The following is a 20,165-nucleotide window of genomic DNA, read 5'->3' on the forward strand; positions in this document are numbered from 1 at the left end:
CTCCGCGCTGGTGGCCCAGATGGGCGAAGGGCCGGCGCCGCTGTATGCGCGGGTCAAGCAGATGATCGTCCAGCAGATCGAAAACGGTAGCTGGCCGCCTCATCATCGCGTCCCGTCGGAAAGCGAGCTGGTCAGCCAGCTGGGCTTCAGCCGCATGACCATCAACCGCGCCCTGCGCGAGCTGACCGCCGAGGGCCTGCTGGTCCGCATGCAGGGCGTCGGGACCTTCGTCGCCGAACCCAAGACGCGCTCGGCGCTGTTCGAAGTCAACAACATTGCCGACGAGATCGCCAGCCGCGGGCATCAGCACCGCTGCCAGGTGATCATCCTCGCCGAGGAGGCCGCAGGTTCCGAGCGCGCCATGGCCCTGGACATGCGCGAGGGGCAGCGGGTGTTCCATTCGCTGATCGTGCACTACGAAAACGATGTGCCGGTGCAGATCGAGGATCGCTATGTGAACGCGGCGATCGCCCCGGATTACCTGCGCCAGGATTTCACCCGGCAGACGCCTTATGCGTACTTGTCCCAGGTCGCGCCGCTGACCGAAGGCGAACACGTGGTCGAAGCGATCCTGGCTGACCCAGACGAATGCAAGCTGTTGCAGATCGAGCGTGGCGAGCCCTGCCTGCTCATCCGTCGGCGTACCTGGTCAGGCCGCCAGCCGGTCACCGCCGCGCGCTTGATTCATCCCGGTTCCCGTCATCGCCTGGAAGGACGTTTCAGCAAATGAGCCAGCTGCAGTTGTTGCGTGCCCGCGATTATCCGCGCATGCCCTGGAAGAACGGTGGTGGGTCTACCGAAGAAATCACCCGCGATGCGGGCGTTGGCCTGGACGGGTTCGGCTGGCGCCTGTCGATCGCCGATATCGAGGCTTCCGGCGGCTTTTCCAGTTTCACCGGTTATCAGCGGATCATCACCGTGCTGCAGGGCGATGGCATGCGCTTGTCGGTGGACGGCCACGAAAGCCGGCCGCTGCTGCCGTTCGATGCCTTTGCGTTCAGTGGCGAGAGCCAGGTTGCCTGCACACTGCAGGGTGGCCCGATCCGCGACTTCAACCTGATCTATGCGCCGAACCGTTACCGCGCGCGGTTGCAGTGGTTCATGGGGGGTACTCGCCTGTTCAGTTCGGCCGAGACCGTGCTGGTGTTCAGTGCCGAGGCGGACCTGAGCGTCGGGATCCAGGGGCAGGCGTCGGTGCTTGGTTTGTATGACTGCCTGCAGCTCAGTGGTAACGCGGGTTTGCTGGAGGTCGAGGTATCGGGGCGCTGCTGCGTTATCGAGTTGAGTCCTCAGCTGTTGTAAGTCTTCAGGGCGCTATCGCGGGACGAGCCCGCTCCTACAGGTTCAGTGCGTCATTCAGGACGGCGCTGAACCTGTAGGAGCGGGCTCGTCCCGCGATAGCGCCCTCAAAAACCCTGAAAAAGCAGTTACCCGGTAACGCCCGCAAACAGCGCACCCTGTTACCGAATGCCCCAAAGTGGCGCAAAGTCATTTCTGTCTGAACTCCCCGACAAATCCTTCCCGCGATTTTTCTTCACGTCTCAAGGCCCTGAACCACGAGGCCTCCAGCCCATCGCCCGAACCTCTCGAACCACCCGTTTCGATGACTTGGCAATTCAATTGCATATGCTTGTATGTACAAGTAAAGATAAGTGCGCGATAGTGGATAGGCCGTCCCATCCGCACGGTACCGAACAGCCCCGGCCCGCCGATCTCGTCGGGTTTGAATAGATCGCTCAAGGAGCACCTTTCGTGACTGACAAAAAGCCCACCACTTTCCGTGACGTCGAGATCCGCGCCCCACGTGGCACCCAGCTGAACGCCAAGAGCTGGCTGACCGAGGCCCCGCTGCGCATGCTGATGAACAACCTTGATCCGGAAGTGGCCGAAAACCCAAAGGAGCTGGTGGTGTACGGCGGCATCGGCCGTGCTGCGCGCAACTGGGAGTGCTACGACAAGATCGTCTCCACCCTCAAGGAGTTGAACGACGATGAAACCTTGCTGGTGCAGTCGGGCAAGCCGGTTGGGGTGTTCAAGACCCACAGCAACGCCCCGCGCGTACTGATCGCCAACTCCAACCTGGTGCCGCACTGGGCCAACTGGGAGCACTTCAACGAACTGGATGCCAAGGGCCTGGCCATGTACGGCCAGATGACCGCCGGCAGCTGGATCTACATCGGCAGCCAGGGCATTGTCCAGGGCACCTACGAAACCTTCGTCGAAGCCGGGCGCCAGCACTACGGCGGCAGCCTCAAGGGCCGCTGGGTGCTGACCGCAGGCCTCGGCGGCATGGGTGGCGCCCAGCCTCTGGCCGCGACCCTGGCTGGCGCCTGCTCGCTGAACATCGAATGCCAGCAGGTCAGCATCGATTTCCGCCTGCGCACCCGTTACGTCGACGAGCAGGCCACCGACCTCGATGACGCCCTGGCGCGCATCGCCAAGTACACCGCCGAAGGCAAGGCGGTTTCCATCGCCCTGCATGGCAACGCCGCTGAAATCCTCCCGGAACTGGTCAAGCGTGGCGTGCGTCCGGACATGGTCACCGACCAGACCAGCGCCCACGACCCGCTCAATGGCTACCTGCCGATCGGCTGGACCTGGGAGCAGTACCGCGACCGCGCCAAGACCGACCCCGCTGGCGTGGTCAAGGCCGCCAAGCAATCGATGGCGGTGCACGTGCAAGCCATGCTCGACTTCCAGAAAGCCGGCGTGCCGACCTTCGACTACGGCAACAACATCCGCCAGATGGCCCAGGAAGAAGGCGTGAAGAATGCCTTCGACTTCCCAGGCTTCGTGCCGGCCTACATCCGTCCGCTGTTCTGCCGCGGTATCGGCCCGTTCCGCTGGGCAGCCCTGTCGGGCGACCCGCAGGACATCTACAAGACCGACGCCAAGGTCAAGGAACTGATCCCGGACGATGAGCACCTGCACCGCTGGCTGGACATGGCCCGCGAGCGCATCAGCTTCCAGGGCCTGCCGGCACGTATCTGCTGGGTTGGCCTGGGCCTGCGCGCCAAGCTGGGCCTGGCGTTCAACGAAATGGTGCGCAGCGGCGAGCTGTCTGCCCCGGTGGTGATCGGCCGTGACCACCTGGACTCCGGCTCCGTATCGAGCCCGAACCGTGAAACCGAATCCATGCAGGATGGCTCCGATGCCGTGTCCGACTGGCCGCTGCTCAACGCCCTGCTCAACACTGCGGGTGGCGCCACCTGGGTTTCCCTGCACCACGGCGGTGGCGTAGGCATGGGCTTCTCCCAGCACTCGGGTGTGGTGATCGTCTGTGACGGTACCGACGAAGCGGCTGCGCGTATTGCCCGCGTCCTGACCAACGACCCGGCCACCGGTGTGATGCGCCATGCCGACGCCGGTTACCAGATTGCGATCGATTGCGCCAAAGAGCAGGGTCTGAACCTGCCGATGATCACGGGTTGATCCGCGTCCCAGGGGTTGCTGCGCAGCCCCATCGCGGGACAAGCCCGCTCCTACTGTAGGAGCGGGCTTGTCCCGCGATGGGGCACGCAGTGGCCCCAGGTGATCCACCTTCTTTGCAAGGACTGCCGATTTCCACTTCTTAAGTTTGGGAGCGTCACGCAATGAAAACCAACAAGACCTTGCTTGCTTCGCTGTTCGCCCTTGGCCTGCTCGGCAGCGCCGGTGCCACTCAGGCCGCTACCTGGTGCGAATCCGGCAAACCGGTGAAATTCGCCGGGCTGAACTGGGAAAGCGGCATGCTGCTGACCGATGTGATGCAGTTCGTGCTCGAGAAGGGCTACAGCTGCAAGACCGACAGCCTGCCGGGCAACTCCATCACCATGGAGAACGCCCTGGGCACCAACGATATCCAGGTGTTTGCCGAGGAGTGGGTGGGTCGCAGCGAAGTGTGGAAAAAGGCTGAGGCAGCCGGCAAGGTGGTCGGCGTCGGCGCACCGGTGGTCGGTGCGGTCGAAGGCTGGTACGTGCCGCGCTACGTCATCGAGGGCGATGCCAAGCGCAAGCTCGAAGCCAAGGCGCCAGACCTGAAGAACGTGGCCGACCTGGCCCAGTACGCCAGCCTCTTCAAGGACCCTGAAGAACCAAGCAAAGGCCGTTTCTACAACTGTCCGGCCGGCTGGACCTGTGAGCTGGACAACACCCAGATGCTCAAGGACTACGGCCTGGAAGACAAATTCACCAACTTCCGTCCGGGCACCGGCCCTGCGTTGGATGCGGCGGCGCTGTCGAGCTACAAGCGCGGCGAGCCGATCCTCTTCTACTACTGGACGCCAACCCCGCTGATGGGCCAGATCGACCTGGTCAAGCTCGAGGAAAAACCGGGCGTCGACAAGACCGTGTCGATCAAGGTCGGCCTGTCGAAAACCTTCCACGAACAAGCGCCGGAGCTGGTCGGCGTGCTGGAGAAGGTCAATATCCCGATCGACATTCTCAACCAGAACCTGGGGCGCATGAGCAAGGAACGCATCGAATCGCCGAAGCTGGCCAAGATCTTCCTGAAGGAACATCCTGAAGTCTGGCAGGCGTGGGTCAGTGAAGACGCTGCCAAGAAGATCAATGCGGCGCTCTGAGCGTCCTCACCTGATGAGTGGTACCTATGTTCCCTGACAATCTCACATTCTCCATCGCCGACTGGGTCAATGGTTGGGTCGATGCGCTGGTGACCAACTACGGCGATGTGTTCCGGCACATTTCCGACACCCTGCTGTGGGCCATCGTCAACCTCGAAGGCCTGCTGCGTGCAACGCCCTGGTGGCTGATGCTGGGTATCGTCGCGGTCATCGCCTGGCACGCCACCCGCCGCATCCTGCCGACCCTGGTGATCGCCGGCCTGCTGTTCCTGGTCGGCGCCGTCGGCCTGTGGGACAAGCTGATGCAGACGCTGGCGCTGATGCTGGTGGCCACGCTGATCTCGGTGTTGGTGGGCATTCCGTTGGGCATCCTGTCGGCGCGCAGCAACCGCCTGCGGGCGGTATTGATGCCGCTGCTGGACATCATGCAGACCATGCCCAGCTTCGTGTACCTGATTCCGGTACTGATGCTGTTCGGCCTGGGCAAGGTGCCGGCGATCTTCGCCACCGTCATCTACGCCGCACCACCGCTGATTCGCCTGACCGACCTCGGCATTCGCCAGGTCGACGGCGAGGTGATGGAAGCGATCAACGCCTTCGGCGCCAATCGCTGGCAGCAACTGTTCGGCGTGCAGTTGCCGCTGGCACTGCCAAGCATCATGGCCGGGATCAACCAGACCACCATGATGGCCCTGTCGATGGTAGTGATCGCCTCGATGATCGGCGCTCGTGGCCTGGGCGAGGATGTGCTGGTCGGTATCCAGACCCTCAACGTTGGCCGCGGCCTCGAAGCGGGCCTGGCCATCGTGATTCTCGCGGTGGTGATCGACCGCATTACCCAGGCCTATGGTCGGCCACGTCATGAGGTGAGCAAATGAGCACGCAGCCGATCAGCAAGATCGAAGTGAAGAACGTCTTCAAGATCTTCGGCGAGCGCGCCGGGGAAGCCCTGCAACTGATCCGCGAGGCGCGCAGCAAGGAGCAGGTGCTGTCGCAGACCGGCTGCGTGGTCGGGGTCAACGACCTGTCGCTGTCGATCGGCAGCGGCGAGATCTTCGTCATCATGGGCCTGTCCGGCTCGGGCAAGTCCACGTTGGTGCGCCACTTCAACCGCCTGATCGACCCCACCAGCGGGCAGATCCTGGTCGATGGCGAGGACATCCTGCAGTACGACATGGAAGCCCTTCGCGAATTCCGCCGACGCAAGATCAGCATGGTGTTCCAGAGCTTCGGGCTGCTGCCGCACCGCAATGTGCTGGACAACGTCGCCTACGGCCTGAAGGTGCGTGGCGAGAGCAAGCAGCTGTGCCAGGAACGTGCGCTGCAGTGGATCGAGACCGTGGGCCTGAAGGGCTACGAGAAGAAGTATCCGCACCAACTCTCCGGTGGCATGCGCCAGCGTGTGGGCCTGGCCCGGGCGCTGGCAGCCGATACCGACATCATCCTCATGGACGAGGCTTTCAGCGCCCTCGACCCACTGATCCGCGCAGAGATGCAGGACCAGTTGCTGGAACTGCAGAAAACCCTGCACAAGACCATCGTCTTCATCACCCACGACCTGGACGAGGCGGTACGCATCGGCAACCGCATCGCCATTCTCAAGGATGGCCGCTTGATCCAGGTTGGTACGCCGCAGGAAATCCTGCACTCGCCGGCCGACGAATACGTCGACCGTTTCGTTCAGCGCCGCGCCGTCGCGGTATGAGGAGCATCATGTCGAAACCTGAAGTCGTGGTGATCGGCAACGGGCCGGTACGCTGGCAGGACATTGCCGCCGTGGCCCGCCACGGCGCGCGCCTGGAGCTGGCGCCGCAGGTGTGGGCGCGTATCGACAATGCCCAGGCCATCGTCCGGCGTATCGTCGACAGCGGCGAGCGCGCCTATGGCGTGAACACCGGCCTGGGCGCCCTGTGCAACGTCTCGCTGCAGGGCGAGCAGCTCAGCGCCCTGTCGCGCAACACCTTGCTCAGCCACGCCTGCGGCGTCGGTCCGGCGCTGCCGGACGAGCAGACGCGAGCGATCATCTGCGCCGCCATCGTCAACTACAGCCACGGCAAGTCGGGCCTGCAGCGTTCGGTGGTCGAGGCGCTGCTGGCGTTGCTCGAACACGGCATTACCCCGCAGGTCCCGTCCCAGGGCTCGGTGGGCTATCTCACGCACATGGCCCACATCGGCGTGAGCCTGCTGGGTGTGGGCAAGGTCAGTTATCGCGGGCGCCTCGTCGAGGCCGCCGAGGCCTTGGCCGATGCCGGGCTTGCGCCGGTGCAGCTCGGAGCCAAGGACGGGCTATGCCTGGTCAACGGCACGCCGTGCATGACCGGCCTCGCCAGCCTTGCGCTGGATGACGCCAGCCGCCTGCTGCAATGGGCCGATGTGATCGGCGCCATGAGCTTCGAGGCCCTGCGCGGCCAGATCGCTGCGTTCGACGCCGAGATCATCGCCCTCAAGCCACACCCAGGCATGCAGCTGGTGGGCGAGAACCTGCGCGCGCTGCTCGATGGCAGTGAAGTGATCGCCTCGAGCAAAGGCATCCGGACCCAGGACGCCCTGAGCATCCGCTCGATTCCGCAGGTGCACGGCGCGGCCCGTGACCAATTGGCCCATGTGGTGCGCCAGGTCGAGGCCGAGCTCAACGGCGCCAACGACAACCCGCTGCTGCTCGGTACACCGGACGATTTCCGTGTGGTCTCGCAGGCCAACCCCCATGGCCAGTCGGTGGCCCTGGCTGCCGACCTGCTGGCGATTGCCATGGCCGAGATCGGTTCGATCGCCGAGCGCCGCCTGGACCGCCTGGTCAACCCGCATGTCAGTGGCCTGCCGGCGTTCCTGGTCAGCAACCCCGGCGTCAACTCGGGGATGATGATCGCCCAGTACGTCGCCGCCTCGCTGTGCGGGCAGAACCGCCAGCTGGCGCAGCCCGCGGTGCTCGACAATTTCGTCACCTCGGGGCTGCAGGAAGATCACCTGAGCATGGGCACCAATGCCGCACTCAAGCTGCACCAGGTATTGGAGAACTGCACGCAGATCCTCGCCATCGAGTACCTGCTGGCCGCCCAGGCATTCGAATTCCTCAAGGAACAGCGTTTCGGCGCGGGCACCGACGCGGCCTGGCGCTTGCTGCGCGAGAGCGTGCCGGCCTACCTGCAGGACCGCTGGCTGGCGCCGGACATCGCCAGCACCGCGGCCCTGCTCAAGGATCCACGGTTGCCGCAGCCGGTGCTGGCTGCGCTGCACTAGACAAAATAACAAGGAGCATGAACATGGAAGCTTTGACCCTGACCCCCGGCCAGTTGACCCTGGCCCAGTTGCGCCGCATCCACCAGGCGCCGGTGCGCCTGAGCCTGGATGCCGACGCGGGTGCCGCCATCGACGCCAGCGTTGCCTGCGTCGAGCGCATTCTTGCCGAAGACCGCACGGCCTACGGCATCAACACCGGTTTCGGCCTGCTGGCCTCGACCCGCATCGCCAGCCACGACCTGGAAAACCTCCAGCGCTCGCTGGTGCTGTCCCACGCTGCCGGGATCGGCGCGCCGCTGGACGACGCGCTGGTGCGCCTGATCATGGTGCTGAAGATCAACAGCCTCAGCCGGGGTTTCTCCGGCATCCGCCGCAAGGTCATCGATGCGCTGATCAGCCTGGTCAACGCCGAGGTCTATCCGCACATTCCGCTGAAGGGCTCGGTGGGTGCCTCTGGCGACCTCGCGCCGCTGGCGCACATGTCGCTGGTATTGCTGGGCGAGGGCAAGGCGCGTTACCAGGGGCAATGGCTGAACGCCAACGAAGCTCTCGCGGTAGCTGGCCTCGAGCCGCTGACCCTGGCCGCCAAGGAAGGCCTGGCCCTGCTCAACGGCACCCAGGCGTCCACCGCCTATGCGCTGCGTGGCCTGTTCCAGGCCGAAGACCTCTTCGCCGGGGCCATTGCCTGTGGTGCGCTGACCGTGGAAGCGGCACTGGGCTCGCGCTCGCCGTTCGATGCGCGTGTCCATGAGGTGCGCGGGCAACGTGGCCAGATCGACGCTGCCGCCTGCTACCGCGACCTGCTGGGCGACTCCAGCGAGGTTTCGCAATCGCACAAGAATTGCGGCAAGGTCCAGGACCCGTACTCGCTGCGCTGCCAGCCGCAAGTCATGGGCGCCTGCCTGACCCAGTTGCGCCAGGCTGCCGAGGTGCTGGCGGTGGAATCCAACGCCGTCTCTGACAACCCGCTGGTGTTCGCCGCCGAGGACGAAGTGATCTCGGGCGGCAACTTCCACGCCGAGCCGGTGGCCATGGCAGCCGACAACATCGCCCTGGCCATTGCCGAGATCGGCTCGCTGAGCGAACGCCGCATCTCGCTGATGATGGACAAGCACATGTCGCAGTTGCCGCCGTTCCTGGTGGAAAACGGCGGGGTCAACTCCGGCTTCATGATCGCCCAGGTCACCGCCGCTGCGCTGGCCAGCGAGAACAAGGCCCTGTCGCACCCGCACAGCGTCGACAGCCTGCCGACCTCGGCCAACCAGGAAGACCATGTGTCGATGGCCCCGGCCGCGGGCAAGCGCCTGTGGGAGATGGCCGAGAACACCCGTGGCGTGCTGGCCATCGAATGGCTGGGCGCTTGCCAGGGCCTGGACCTGCGTGAGGGCCTGAAGACCTCGGCGAAGCTGGAGCAGGCGCGCCAGACCCTGCGCCGCGAGGTACCGCACTATGACCGTGACCGCTTCTTCGCGCCGGATATCGAGGTGGCTGTAGAGCTGCTGGCCGACGGGCGCCTGACCGGCTTGTTGCCGGCTGGAGTGCTGCCGAGCCTGTGATCGGTGTCCATGCCTTCGCGGGGCCAGCCCGCTCCCGCAGTCGAAGCTGCAGGAGCGGGCTGGCCCCGCGATGAGGCTCTTGAGAACAACAATAAGGACGAACCATGCAACCAGCACAAGGACTCAAACGCGGGCTGACAGCCCGACACATTCGATTCATGGCCTTGGGATCGGCCATCGGCACCGGCCTGTTCTACGGCTCGGCGTCGGCGATCCAGATGGCCGGGCCAGCGGTGCTGCTGGCCTACCTGATCGGCGGCGCGGCGGTGTTCATGGTCATGCGCGCGCTTGGCGAAATGGCGGTGCACAACCCCGTGGCCGGTTCTTTCGGGCAGTACGCCAGCACCTATCTCGGACCGATGGCCGGGTTCGTGCTCGGCTGGACCTATGCCTTCGAGATGATCATCGTGTGCATCGCCGACGTCACCGCGTTCGGGATCTACATGGGCTTCTGGTTCCCCGAGGTGCCGCGCTGGATCTGGGTACTGGGCATCGTGTTCCTGATCGGCGGGCTGAACCTGTGCAACGTCAAGGTGTTCGGCGAGATGGAGTTCTGGCTGTCGCTGCTCAAGGTCGGCGCCATCGTTGCGATGATCGTGGCCGGCTTCGGCATCATGGCGTTCGGTCTGGGCCAGGCCGGTGCCGAAACCGGTGTCGGGGTCGCCAACCTGTTCGAGCATGGCGGCTTCCTGCCCAATGGTATCGGCGGCCTGATCGCTTCGTTCGCGGTGGTGATGTTCGCCTTCGGCGGCATCGAGATCATTGGTATCACCGCCGGTGAGGCGCAGGATCCCAAGCGCGTCATCCCCAAGGCGATCAACGCCGTGCCGCTGCGCATCCTGCTGTTCTACGTGCTGACGCTGTTCGTGCTGATGTGCCTGTACCCCTGGCCACAGATCGGCACCCAGGGCAGCCCCTTCGTGCAGATCTTCAGCAACCTGGGCATCGGCTCGGCCGCTGCGGTGCTGAACGTGGTGGTGATTTCCGCGGCGGTCTCGGCGATCAACAGCGACATCTTCGGTGCGGGTCGCATGATGTACGGCCTGGCCGAGCAAGGCCAGGCGCCGCGAGGGTTCGCACAGTTGTCCAGGCACGGCGTGCCGTGGCTGACGGTGCTGGTGATGGGCGCTGCGCTGCTGTTGGGGGTGCTGCTCAACTACCTGATTCCGGAAGACGTCTTCCTGCTGATCGCCTCGATCGCCACCTTCGCCACCGTGTGGGTGTGGCTGATGATTCTGGTCACCCAGGTGGCCATGCGCCGGCGCATGAGCCGCGAGCAAGCGGCCGCACTGGAGTTCCCGGTGCCGTTCTGGCCCTGGGGCCCGGCGCTGGCGATTGTGTTCATGTTGTTCATTTTCGGTGTGCTCGGCTACTTCCCGAACACTCAGGCGGCGCTGCTGGTGGGCGTGGCGTGGGTGGTGTTCCTGGTGCTGTCCTACCTGCTGTGGTGCAAGCCGCGCTCGGGGCAGGGCCAGGTCGCCCGGGGGCAGGCCGAACTGCACCGCTGACTTGTGGAGAGCTTTATGAGAACCCTTTGGCAGCACTGCCACGTGGCCACCATGGCCAACGGCAGCTACTCGATCATCGAGGATGCGGCGATCGTCACCAATGCCGGGCTGATCGAATGGATCGGCCCCAAGGCCGAACTGCCGGGCGTCGATGCCGAGCGTGTGGTCGACCTGGGCGGCGCCTGGGTCACTCCTGGCTTCATCGACTGCCATACCCACACAGTGTTCGGCGGCAACCGCAGTGGTGAGTTCGAACAGCGCCTGCAGGGCGTCAGCTATGCCGAGATCGCCGTCCAGGGCGGTGGCATCGCCAGCACCGTGCGTGCCACGCGTGCGGCCAGCGAGGACGCACTGCTGGCCAGCGCCCGGCAGCGTGTTCAGGCGTTGCTGCGCGATGGTGTCACCACACTGGAGATCAAGTCCGGCTACGGCCTTGACCTGGCCAATGAGCGCAAGATGCTGCGCGTTGCCCGGCGCATCGCCGAAGAGCTGCCAGTGACCGTGCGCGCCACCTGCCTTGCCGCTCACGCATTGCCGCCGGAGTACGCCGGCCGGGCCGATGACTACATCACCCATATCTGCGACGAGATGCTCCCGGCCCTGGCCGCCGAAGGGTTGGTGGATGCGGTGGATGCGTTCTGCGAACACCTGGCGTTCTCGCCGGCGCAAGTCGAGCGGGTGTTCATCAAGGCGCGTGAACTGGGGTTGCCGGTCAAGCTGCACGCCGAACAGTTGTCGTCGCTGCATGGTTCGAGCCTCGCGGCACGCTACCAGGCGCTGTCGGCCGATCACCTGGAATTCATGACCGAGGAAGATGCCATCGCCATGGCCCAGGCGGGCACCGTCGCCGTGCTGCTGCCGGGGGCGTTCTATTTCCTGCGTGAAACCCAGTTGCCGCCGATGGACGCCCTGCGTCGGCATGGCGTGAAGATCGCCCTGTCCAGCGACCTCAACCCCGGCACCTCGCCGGTGCTTTCGCTGCGCCTGATGCTGAACATGGGCTGCACCCTGTTCCGCATGACCCCGGAAGAAGCCTTGGCCGGTGTCACCGTGCACGCCGCCACGGCCCTGGGCCTGGGCGACAGCCATGGTTCGCTGGAGGCTGGCAAGGTCGCTGACTTCGTCGCCTGGCAGATCGACCGTCCTGCCGACCTGGCCTACTGGCTGGGTGGCGACCTGCCCAAGCGCGTGGTGCGCCTGGGCCACGAAATTTCCCACTGAGCGAGGCGTCATGGACAAGGTATTGAGTTTTCATCAAGGTCGCCTGCCGCTGCTGATCAGCATGCCCCATGCCGGTCTCACGTTGACCCCGGCGGTCGAAGCCGGGCTGGTGGACGAGGCCAGGAGCCTGCCGGACACCGACTGGCATATTCCGCAGCTGTACGACTTTGCCCGTGAGCTGGGGGCCAGCGTGGTGGCGGCCGAGTACTCGCGCTTCGTCATCGACCTGAACCGGCCGGACGACGACAAGCCGTTGTACGTCGGCGCCACCACCGGGCTGTACCCGGCGACGCTGTTCGACGGAGAGCCGTTGTTCAAGGAAGGGCAGGTGCCGTCGGCCGACGAGCGTGCCACCTACCTGGAGAAGATCTGGCGCCCGTACCACGGCACTCTCCGCCAGGAGCTGGATCGCCTGCGGGCCGAGTTCGGTTACGCGCTGCTGTGGGACGCCCACTCGATCCGTTCGCTGATTCCGCACCTGTTCGAGGGCAAGCTGCCGGACTTCAACCTCGGTACCTTCAACGGCGCGAGCTGCGACCCGGCGCTGGCCGAGCGGCTCGAGGCGGTGTGCGCCGACGCACCTGCCTACAGCCATGTACTCAACGGGCGTTTCAAGGGCGGGCATATCACCCGTCACTACGGCGATCCGGCCAACCACGTCCACGCGGTGCAGTTGGAACTGGCGCAGAGCACCTACATGGAAGAGGTTGAGCCGTTCGCCTACCGCGAGGATCTGGCGCGGCCCACGCAGGAGGTGCTGCGGCGCCTGCTCGCCAGCGTGCTCGAATGGGGCAAGGGGCGTTATGGCAAGTGAGGGCAACCCCGGGCCGGGACAAAGCCGGCCCGGGGTAGTGCGGTGTCGCCAGCGGGTCATTCGCGCTCGGGGTTGGCCTGGAGGGTCAGCTCCTGTATCAGGCGAGCTTCCTTTGTCTGCTTTTCACGCTTCAAGCTGTCGAACTCCGGCGCGAGTTGCTCCAGGGTGCTGTCGGGGAACTGCTCGGGCAACTCCAGTACCTGCGCCTGGTACTGCTGTTCGATCGCTTCGAAGCGCGCCTGGTGGGTGTGGCGCAGGTAGCGAATCCATTCTTCGTTGCTGGTGGCGTAGTTCAGGAACGACTCGCCCTGTTCTTCGCGGTGCACCTGGTCCACGGCCAGCGCCAGCTCGTTACGGCTGACATCGGCGAAAGCCTCGTACAGCATGTTGTCATCCGGTACGCCAAGCTTGAGTTCCGCATTCAACCCGCGTCGATAGGCCAGGCGCACCTCTGCCTCGTCGCGCCCCCTGGCTTTGTCCCGGGCGATCTCGTCCAGCCGGTGCAGGCGGAAGAGACGACGCAGCTCCCGGTAGAGCGTGTGCTCCGACTCTGCCGCCTCGGTCAGCAAGCGCCGGCCGTCGATCAGCAGTTCGATGTTCTGGAACACCAGCAGGGCGCCGTCATGGCAGGTCTGGTTGCCGGTGTCGGGCTGCACCAGGGCCTCTTCGGCCACGGCGTTGAACAGCAGACGCTCCTCGGTATTGACCGCGGCCTTGACCAGCATCAGACGCACGCGCTCGCAGAACGATTGGCGGGTCTGGCCGTTGCGATAGGGGGCAGCCTGGCGCAACCGACCGACCAGCGCCAGCAGGTTGGCAGCGTCACCGCTTTCTTCGAGGGTTTCCCAGGCGCTTCTCAGGGCCTCGTTCTGCGCCTGGGCGCCGAGCGACCAGTCGTCGACGTTGGGCAGGTCGTTATCGGCAGAGAGCATCGGGTTGTGCAGGTGTCCGCCAGCCATTTCATCATCTGACGAGGTGAGAAAGAGCAGGTCTTCGGGCACGTCCATGGCGAAGGTATAGCTGTGCTGGCTGTCCGATGAGGTGCGCGCGCGCGTCATGGTGTCCATGCTCAACGGGTTGCCGAACAATGCGATCGATGAGATCGGGAAACCGTTATCGATGTTGCTGAGGATGTGTTCGGGAAGTTCGGTGAGCTCGTTTTCACTGAGATCCAGCATGTCCATCGGCAGCAGGCTGTCGATCCATGCCGGCCAATGCTGCAGGCCCATGTTGTTCAAGTCGAGGCGGCGCAGGTTGCGTAGCGCTTCGGGCACTTGGGTGATGGTGCCCATGCGGTTGCCGCCCAGGTCCAGCACTGTCAGGTTGCTCAAGTGAGCGAGGGTTGCAAGCATGCTGTCGTCCACCTCCAGGTTCATGTCGCGCATCGAGAGGTAGGTCAGGCGTGGCAGGCGCAACAGTGCCGTGGGCAGGGTCTGGGTGGCGCCGATGTATTCCACCAGGTTCAGGCTCTCGACGTTCGGGAGTCGGGCGAGAAACGCATCCAACTGCTCTGTGCTTCCACTCGCTCGGGATAGGGACAGGTTGCGCACCCGCTCGTTGAAGAAGGCCGGCAACTGTGGCGGGAAATGCCCCAGGTCCATGTCTTCCAAGCGCAAGGTCGTCTGGGTCAGGCCTTGTTCCTGGCTCTGCCAGAAGGTGCTCAACGCGGAGCCGATACGGCGGCGGGCAAGTGTCGCGGCCTGGCTTGGCGGGGCGCTCGAACTGGAGGCGTTGGCCCACTGGTCGATGGCCTCGTGCAACGCCTGGCGTTGCTGGAGGTGCTGGTCGAGACGGGTACGCAGGCCGGGCGAGATATCGACCGTGACGTTGGGGCTCGACGCTTCCTGGGCCAACAGCAGGCGCAGCAATTGGTCATCGCTGATGCGGTTGCCTTCCAGTGTGATGACGGTGTGTGGGCGTGCGTCGGCGTGGCTGCTGAGCAGCATGCCAGGCAGTACCCGCAGGTTGTTGTCGCGTAGCGAAAGTTCGCCGATGTTCGCCAGTGCCCCTAGGCCCAGACCCTGCGGCCAGTGGTCGAGGGTCATACGGTCGAGACCAAGGTAGTCCAGCGTGAGCTCGCGAAAATCCGGGCGGTAGCGTTCGGAAAGGCGGTTGCCGCTGAAGTCCAGGCGACGCAGGCGAGGCAGGCCGGCGAGGCTGTTGATGTCGCTCTCGGACAGTTGCAGGTTCTGGTTCAGCAGGCTGAGCGATTCGAGTTCGGGGAAGTGCGTTGCCATCAACCCAACGCTGAACAGCATTTGCGATGGGGCGGCGGTTTGCGAGTAGGGGCGGCTGATTTCGAGTGAGCGCACGCCTGGCAACTGTCGGAACAGGTTGTTCAGGTGCCGCTCGTATGCGGTCCAACCCACGCTGCTGCCAAATGACGGCTCGGTCAGTTGCACGTGCGTGATGGTCGCGCTGAGGAAGTCGGGCAGGTCCGAGGGGAAGCTGCTGAGGTCGATGCGCTCCAGGTGCAGGGGGGCTTGGGTGTCTCCGAGGGCGGGCAATGCGTTGCGGTGCCAGTGATCCATGAAGCGTGCCTGAAGCTCGGAGAACGTTTGTGGCGGGACAAGGATGTCGGGGTGGACCGCCGTGCGCCAATCGTCCAGCCAGCGCTGCAGGGCGGTGCGCTGGTCTTGCAGCTCGCGCAGGCGGTTATGGATGTCCGAACGGTTCATGCCGCTGGTTTCAAGGCGGGTCAGGATCTGTTCGGCCGAGCGGGAGAGGTGTTCGGGCAGTTCGAGGGTGCGGATGATGCGCAGCAGTGTATGGCGGGTGAACGAACCCCCAACCGCACCTCGACCGCCCAGTGGGTAGCCGATGCGCCCGTCGGCCAGGCGCATCGGTGAGCGGTAGCCTGGGTTCAGCGGTTGCATGCCCAGCAGGCGCCTGAACGTTGCGCGTGGCAGGGGGTTGGCCTGGATCAGGCGTTTCAAGGCAAGGGTCTGTTCGGCACCGTCGCCCGCCAGTGTTTCGCGCAGGGCGGTCGGTATCACCTCGAGCAATGCGCTGTACAACGAGGTATGCGAGGACAAGGAGGTGGCCGATTCCGCAAGGTAGCCTGAGGCGGTGCTGACGAGGGTCTGGCCCTGCGAGTCGGTGGTGCCGATCTCGAAGGTTCCGCCAGGCAACTGCTCCAGTGTCAGGCGGGTGCCGGTTGGCCAGTCGGACAACTGCTCCAGCGTGTACAGCGCCAGCCGCTCGCTATCGGCATTGCGCACCGAGTCCAGGAATAGCCCCTCGTAGGCACGCGCCAGGCGCACCTGTTGCTGATAGAGGCGTATTTCCTGGGCCAGGCGGTAGGGCACCTTGGCTTGTGCCAGGCTTTGCAGCTCCTCGGGCGTGGCGTGGCGCAGCAGTTCCTCGACGATGGCATTCGGCAGTTGCGGGTAGCGCTGCTGGATGAGCTCTGCGGATGGCGTCACGCTGCTCGACAAGGCGCTGTAGCGCTTGGCGAATTCTGCCTGGGCCATGTGTGGCTCGGCGTAGGCGGGCGTCTGGCTGATTTGCTGGTCCAGCGTGAAGCGCGCCAGGGTGTCTTCCAGCAGTGCGGGAAGCCGCTGGTTATCGGCGACGATCCGGCGCAGCACGTCTTCCTGGGTGTCGCTGGTCTCCAGGATTTGGATGATGGTTTCATCGTCGAACGCCGCGGCCAGCGGGCTTGCGCGACGCATGAGGGTAAGCGCCTGCCAGGTCAGCGGCTGGTCCAGTTCGTGCAGCCAGGCACCGGCACCATTGTGGCGCAGGCTCGGTTGGTAGCTCTGCGGGTTGTGCGGGTGTTCGAGCCGGTATTCACCAGTAGGCGTCGCCTGGCTCAGCGAATAGTGGGTGCCATCCAGCGCCAGCCAGGTCTTGCCTTGATGATGGTACAGGCCGAATTCATCTGGCTGCAGGTCGGCTGGCAGCAGAATGTCGTGGGCGAACGGCCGCAGGTCGGGCGCCCACAGGCGGGTCTGGCCATCGGGCAGTTCGATGGGGGTGAGTTCCTCGATGAAGGAGGGCGTTTCCACCGGAATACGCTCGAGCGCCGGTACCTCGCCTGTGCCGCCGGCGGCCCCCAGTGCGGCGGTGAGCGCCACGTTCTCGACCACATCCATCAGGTACTCGAAGGCCTGTTGCTGGTCGCCGTTGGCCCAGCTGTCCAGGCCCTCGAACACCTCGTAGCTCAGTTGGATAGCGGCCACGCCCATCATCACCTGGCCCAGCACGGGTATGAAGAAGGCGCTGATGTTGAGCGCGTCGAATGCCAGCTGGGTGAAGTAGGCTCGACGCTTTTCGGCGGTCTTTTCGTCCTCGACGGCGGTGGGCACCGCGTGGAATGCCGCGTCGTCCTTGAGCCGCTGCTGCTTGTGCTCGACCTGATGGCTGAGCAGCGGCTGGCGCAAGGGCTCCAGGGTCACCGGAACCCAGGCCTCTGGGTCGCGGACCCGCTCGACCTGGCTGCCTTGGCCGTCGGAGCTAGGTTGTACGGTGCTCCAGTCGACCGGTTGCAGGCAGTCGCGCAGCTTTTCGAAGAAGGTGGCGCTGTCACGCGCCGGCACTGCGCGCTTGAGCTGATCGACCGGCATCATCCACAGCTGTTCGCGCAAGTGGGCCTGTGCCTCGTGCACCGAATGGTGCTGCTGCAAGGGGGTGTCGCTGCCGGGCAGGTAGGTGACGAGCAGGCCTTTGTGCGGCAATAGCAGCGGATCGTAGGCCAGTAGCTGCTCGGGAGAGGCGACGGCGCCGATGACCATGGCCCCGGTCAACGGCACCCCGAACAGGGCCAGCCCGGCGCAACGCACCGGGCTGCCCTGGTACTCGGCTGGCTTGTCCTCGACGAGGGCGAGCAGTATCGAGTGCAATTCGGCGTCGATCGCATGGCTGAGGTAGGCTTTATGCACCTCCACGCGCAAGGCCGCCTGTTCGGTCGCGCGCAGCGCTGGCGCCGCGGAGTTCAACACGTCGCCGATCAGCGTCTGGTACTGGCCGCCGATGTCCAGCTCACGGCTCAGGGCCGCGAACTCGTGGGGAACGATGGAGAGTTGCTTTCCGTCCGGCGTAAGGAACGTAAACGTGTTGCTGTCGACAACGGCTGCGCTGAGCCATTGTCCATCTAGCCCATTGGGCTCGGCTTCGGCCTCCTCGAAATTCTGCAGCGCACAGTGCAGCAGCGATTGAGTGGCCACTTTCAACGCGCGCTGCCCATTGACGACGGGGTCGCCTTCCAGCTGCAGTTTGTAGGCTTCTGCCTTGCTGGCATTGATCAGGTAGTGGGTGGATACGTCGAGGGACAACGCGAACCGCTTTTCAATCGCCTGGCGCAAGTGCTGGGTGGCGAACGCTGTCAGCGCCGGGAGCACGCCCAGTTGCGCATTGAGCTCGGTGCTGTGGGCCTGGTAGTCGGTATAGGCCTGGGCGAGGTCACGGGTAGTCGCGTTGGCCTGCGCGAACCAGGTCGGCGGGGTTTTGAGGGTTTCGCGCATGATGGTGTGCGCATGGGCAGGGGTCGTGTGCATCCACGGCGGCATCTTGTGTTCGATCAAGGCGTGGGGAGCGAGGGGGGCTGACGGCTTCATGGCGGTGTCTCGTGGGGAAATCGCCGATGCTAGTGAGCCGCGCAGGCCAGGCTGACATAACAGTTTATAGAGGCCGTGAGGCAATCATCTGGCAGGCCCATCACACGGGTACATGCTCAAAGCGCAATTCAGGTTTATGATGGCCCTCGGCCGAACAATCCTCACACGGAGTGCGCAATGCAGACCCTCTACCCGCAGATCAAACCCTACGCCCGGCACGATCTGGCCGTGGAAGCGCCGCACGTGTTGTATGTCGATGAAAGTGGTTCGCCTGAAGGTTTGCCGGTGGTGTTCATCCACGGAGGTCCGGGCTCGGGCTGCGACGCCCAGAGTCGTTGCTACTTCGACCCCAACCTCTACCGCATCATCACCTTCGACCAGCGCGGCTGTGGGCGCTCCACGCCACACGCGAGCCTGGAGAACAACACCACCTGGCACCTGATCGAAGACCTGGAGCGCATCCGCGAGCACCTGGGCATCGACAAATGGGTACTGTTCGGTGGCTCCTGGGGCTCGACGCTGGCGCTGGCCTACGCCCAGACCCACCCCGAGCGCGTGCATGGCCTGATTTTGCGTGGGATCTTCCTGTGTCGTCCCCAGGAAATAGAATGGTTCTATCAGGCGGGCGCCAGCCGTCTGTTCCCCGACTACTGGCAGGACTACATCGCGCCGATCCCGGCAGAGGAGCGCGGCGACCTGGTCAAGGCTTTCCACAAGCGCCTGACCGGCCACGACCAGATCGCCCAGATGCAAGCCGCCAAGGCCTGGTCGACCTGGGAAGGCCGTACTGCCACGCTGCGTCCCAACCCGCTGGTGGTCGATCGCTTCTCCGAGCCTCAGCGTGCGCTGTCGATCGCCCGTATCGAATGCCACTACTTCATGAACAATGCCTTCCTCGAGCCGGACCAGCTGATCCGCGACCTGCCGAAGATCGCCCATCTGCCGGCGGTGATCGTGCATGGACGCTATGACGTGATCTGCCCGCTGGACAACGCCTGGGAGCTGCACCAGGCCTGGCCGAACAGCGAACTCAAGGTGATCCGCGATGCTGGGCACGCCGCGTCCGAGCCAGGCATCACCGATGCCCTGGTACGCGCCGCAGACCAGATGGCGCGTCGCCTGCTCGACCTGCCCCTGGAAGAAGCATGAAGGGCCTGCTGCAGCGTGTACGCGCAGCACGGGTCGAAGTCGAGGGCGAGATCGTCGGCGCCGTAGACCAGGGTTTGCTGGTGCTGGTGGCGGTCGAGCCTGAAGATACCCGCGAACATGCCGATAAGCTTTTGCACAAGCTGCTGAACTACCGGGTGTTCAGCGACCCGCAAGGCAAGATGAACCTGTCGCTCAAGGATATCGGCGGCGGGCTGCTGCTGGTGTCGCAGTTCACCCTGGCCGCCGACACCCGTAGTGGCATGCGGCCGGGTTTTTCGACGGCGGCGCCGCCTGCACTGGGGGCCGAGCTTTTCGACTATCTTTTGCAGCAGGCTAAGCTTCAGCACTCGAACGTCGAGAGTGGCCGTTTTGGTGCAGATATGCAGGTTCACCTGGTCAATGATGGCCCCGTAACATTTATGTTACAAATATGAGCCGCAAAAACCCCTTGTTTGTAGGAAAACAAGGGGTTTTGTACGATAAATAGTTTGTCCAGCCTGATGCGTTGTAACGCAGCCTGCTGGATAATCGCGCGCTGCGTGAGCCTGCGTTCGCAGGTT

At 64.4% G+C, this 20,165-nt stretch carries 14 protein-coding genes; 13 read left to right on the plus strand and 1 reads right to left on the minus strand.

Annotated features, from left to right (window positions below):
• Positions 1 to 19 precede the first annotated feature (19 nt).
• The 11 genes from hutC (at position 20) to hutG (ending at position 12,898) form a co-directional block, all read left to right on the plus strand.
• Positions 20 to 730, plus strand: a complete 711-nt coding sequence (gene hutC / locus ACNFHO_RS12395) for a histidine utilization repressor (RefSeq protein ID WP_172964844.1) — start codon at positions 20 to 22, stop codon at positions 728 to 730.
• Positions 727 to 1,302: a HutD family protein gene (locus tag ACNFHO_RS12400; RefSeq protein WP_414154422.1), complete on the plus strand. Its 576-nt coding sequence runs from the start codon at positions 727 to 729 to the stop codon at positions 1,300 to 1,302. The genes hutC and ACNFHO_RS12400 overlap by 4 nt, the downstream gene beginning before the upstream one ends.
• A 450-nt stretch (positions 1,303 to 1,752) precedes the next feature.
• Positions 1,753 to 3,432 (plus strand): urocanate hydratase, encoded by a 1,680-nt coding sequence (gene hutU / locus ACNFHO_RS12405; protein ID WP_063541406.1) that lies wholly within the window; start codon positions 1,753 to 1,755, stop codon positions 3,430 to 3,432.
• Between the two features lie 161 nt (positions 3,433 to 3,593).
• Complete coding sequence (locus ACNFHO_RS12410) at positions 3,594 to 4,562, plus strand: ABC transporter substrate-binding protein (protein WP_416766486.1); 969 nt, start codon at positions 3,594 to 3,596, stop codon at positions 4,560 to 4,562.
• A gap of 26 nt (positions 4,563 to 4,588) precedes the next feature.
• Positions 4,589 to 5,440 (plus strand): ABC transporter permease, encoded by an 852-nt coding sequence (locus ACNFHO_RS12415; protein ID WP_063541402.1) that lies wholly within the window; start codon positions 4,589 to 4,591, stop codon positions 5,438 to 5,440.
• Positions 5,437 to 6,267 (plus strand): quaternary amine ABC transporter ATP-binding protein, encoded by an 831-nt coding sequence (locus tag ACNFHO_RS12420; RefSeq protein WP_054894807.1) that lies wholly within the window; start codon positions 5,437 to 5,439, stop codon positions 6,265 to 6,267. Before ACNFHO_RS12415 ends, ACNFHO_RS12420 begins: the two co-directional genes overlap by 4 nt.
• Positions 6,268 to 6,275: 8 nt before the next feature.
• Positions 6,276 to 7,799, plus strand: coding sequence for an HAL/PAL/TAL family ammonia-lyase (locus ACNFHO_RS12425; protein ID WP_416766488.1), 1,524 nt, complete (start codon positions 6,276 to 6,278; stop codon positions 7,797 to 7,799).
• Between the two features lie 23 nt (positions 7,800 to 7,822).
• Positions 7,823 to 9,355 carry a histidine ammonia-lyase gene (gene hutH / locus ACNFHO_RS12430; RefSeq protein WP_125931228.1) on the plus strand — a complete coding sequence of 511 codons (1,533 nt, stop codon included), beginning with the start codon at positions 7,823 to 7,825 and terminating at the stop codon, positions 9,353 to 9,355.
• Positions 9,356 to 9,459: 104 nt separating this feature from the next.
• Positions 9,460 to 10,863, plus strand: a complete 1,404-nt coding sequence (locus ACNFHO_RS12435; RefSeq protein WP_063541396.1) for an amino acid permease — start codon at positions 9,460 to 9,462, stop codon at positions 10,861 to 10,863.
• Between the two features lie 15 nt (positions 10,864 to 10,878).
• A complete protein-coding gene (hutI, locus tag ACNFHO_RS12440) occupies positions 10,879 to 12,084 on the plus strand; it encodes an imidazolonepropionase (protein WP_416766491.1) in 1,206 nt (401 codons plus the stop codon).
• Positions 12,085 to 12,094: 10 nt separating this feature from the next.
• Positions 12,095 to 12,898 (plus strand): N-formylglutamate deformylase, encoded by an 804-nt coding sequence (gene hutG, locus ACNFHO_RS12445; protein ID WP_414154418.1) that lies wholly within the window; start codon positions 12,095 to 12,097, stop codon positions 12,896 to 12,898.
• Between the two features lie 56 nt (positions 12,899 to 12,954).
• Here the strand turns inward: hutG and ACNFHO_RS12450 are convergent, their stop codons facing one another.
• Entirely contained in the window at positions 12,955 to 18,456 is a 5,502-nt protein-coding gene (locus ACNFHO_RS12450) for a dermonecrotic toxin domain-containing protein (RefSeq protein ID WP_416766493.1), read from the minus strand.
• A 177-nt stretch (positions 18,457 to 18,633) separates the two neighbouring features.
• On the opposite strand from ACNFHO_RS12450, the gene pip reads away from it, so the two are divergent.
• On the plus strand, positions 18,634 to 19,605 hold the full coding sequence (gene pip, locus ACNFHO_RS12455; RefSeq protein ID WP_063541390.1) for a prolyl aminopeptidase: 972 nt from the start codon (positions 18,634 to 18,636) through the stop codon (positions 19,603 to 19,605).
• The gene (gene dtd / locus ACNFHO_RS12460; protein WP_065863878.1) at positions 19,602 to 20,039 is read left to right on the plus strand and encodes a D-aminoacyl-tRNA deacylase; all 438 of its coding nucleotides are present in this window, start codon (positions 19,602 to 19,604) and stop codon (positions 20,037 to 20,039) included. The genes pip and dtd overlap by 4 nt, the downstream gene beginning before the upstream one ends.
• The last annotated feature ends 126 nt before the right edge of the window (positions 20,040 to 20,165 follow it).

The sequence above is a fragment of the Pseudomonas sp. NY15374 genome, from assembly GCF_048068255.1.
GTDB classification, from domain to species: Bacteria; Pseudomonadota; Gammaproteobacteria; order Pseudomonadales; family Pseudomonadaceae; genus Aquipseudomonas; species Aquipseudomonas machongensis.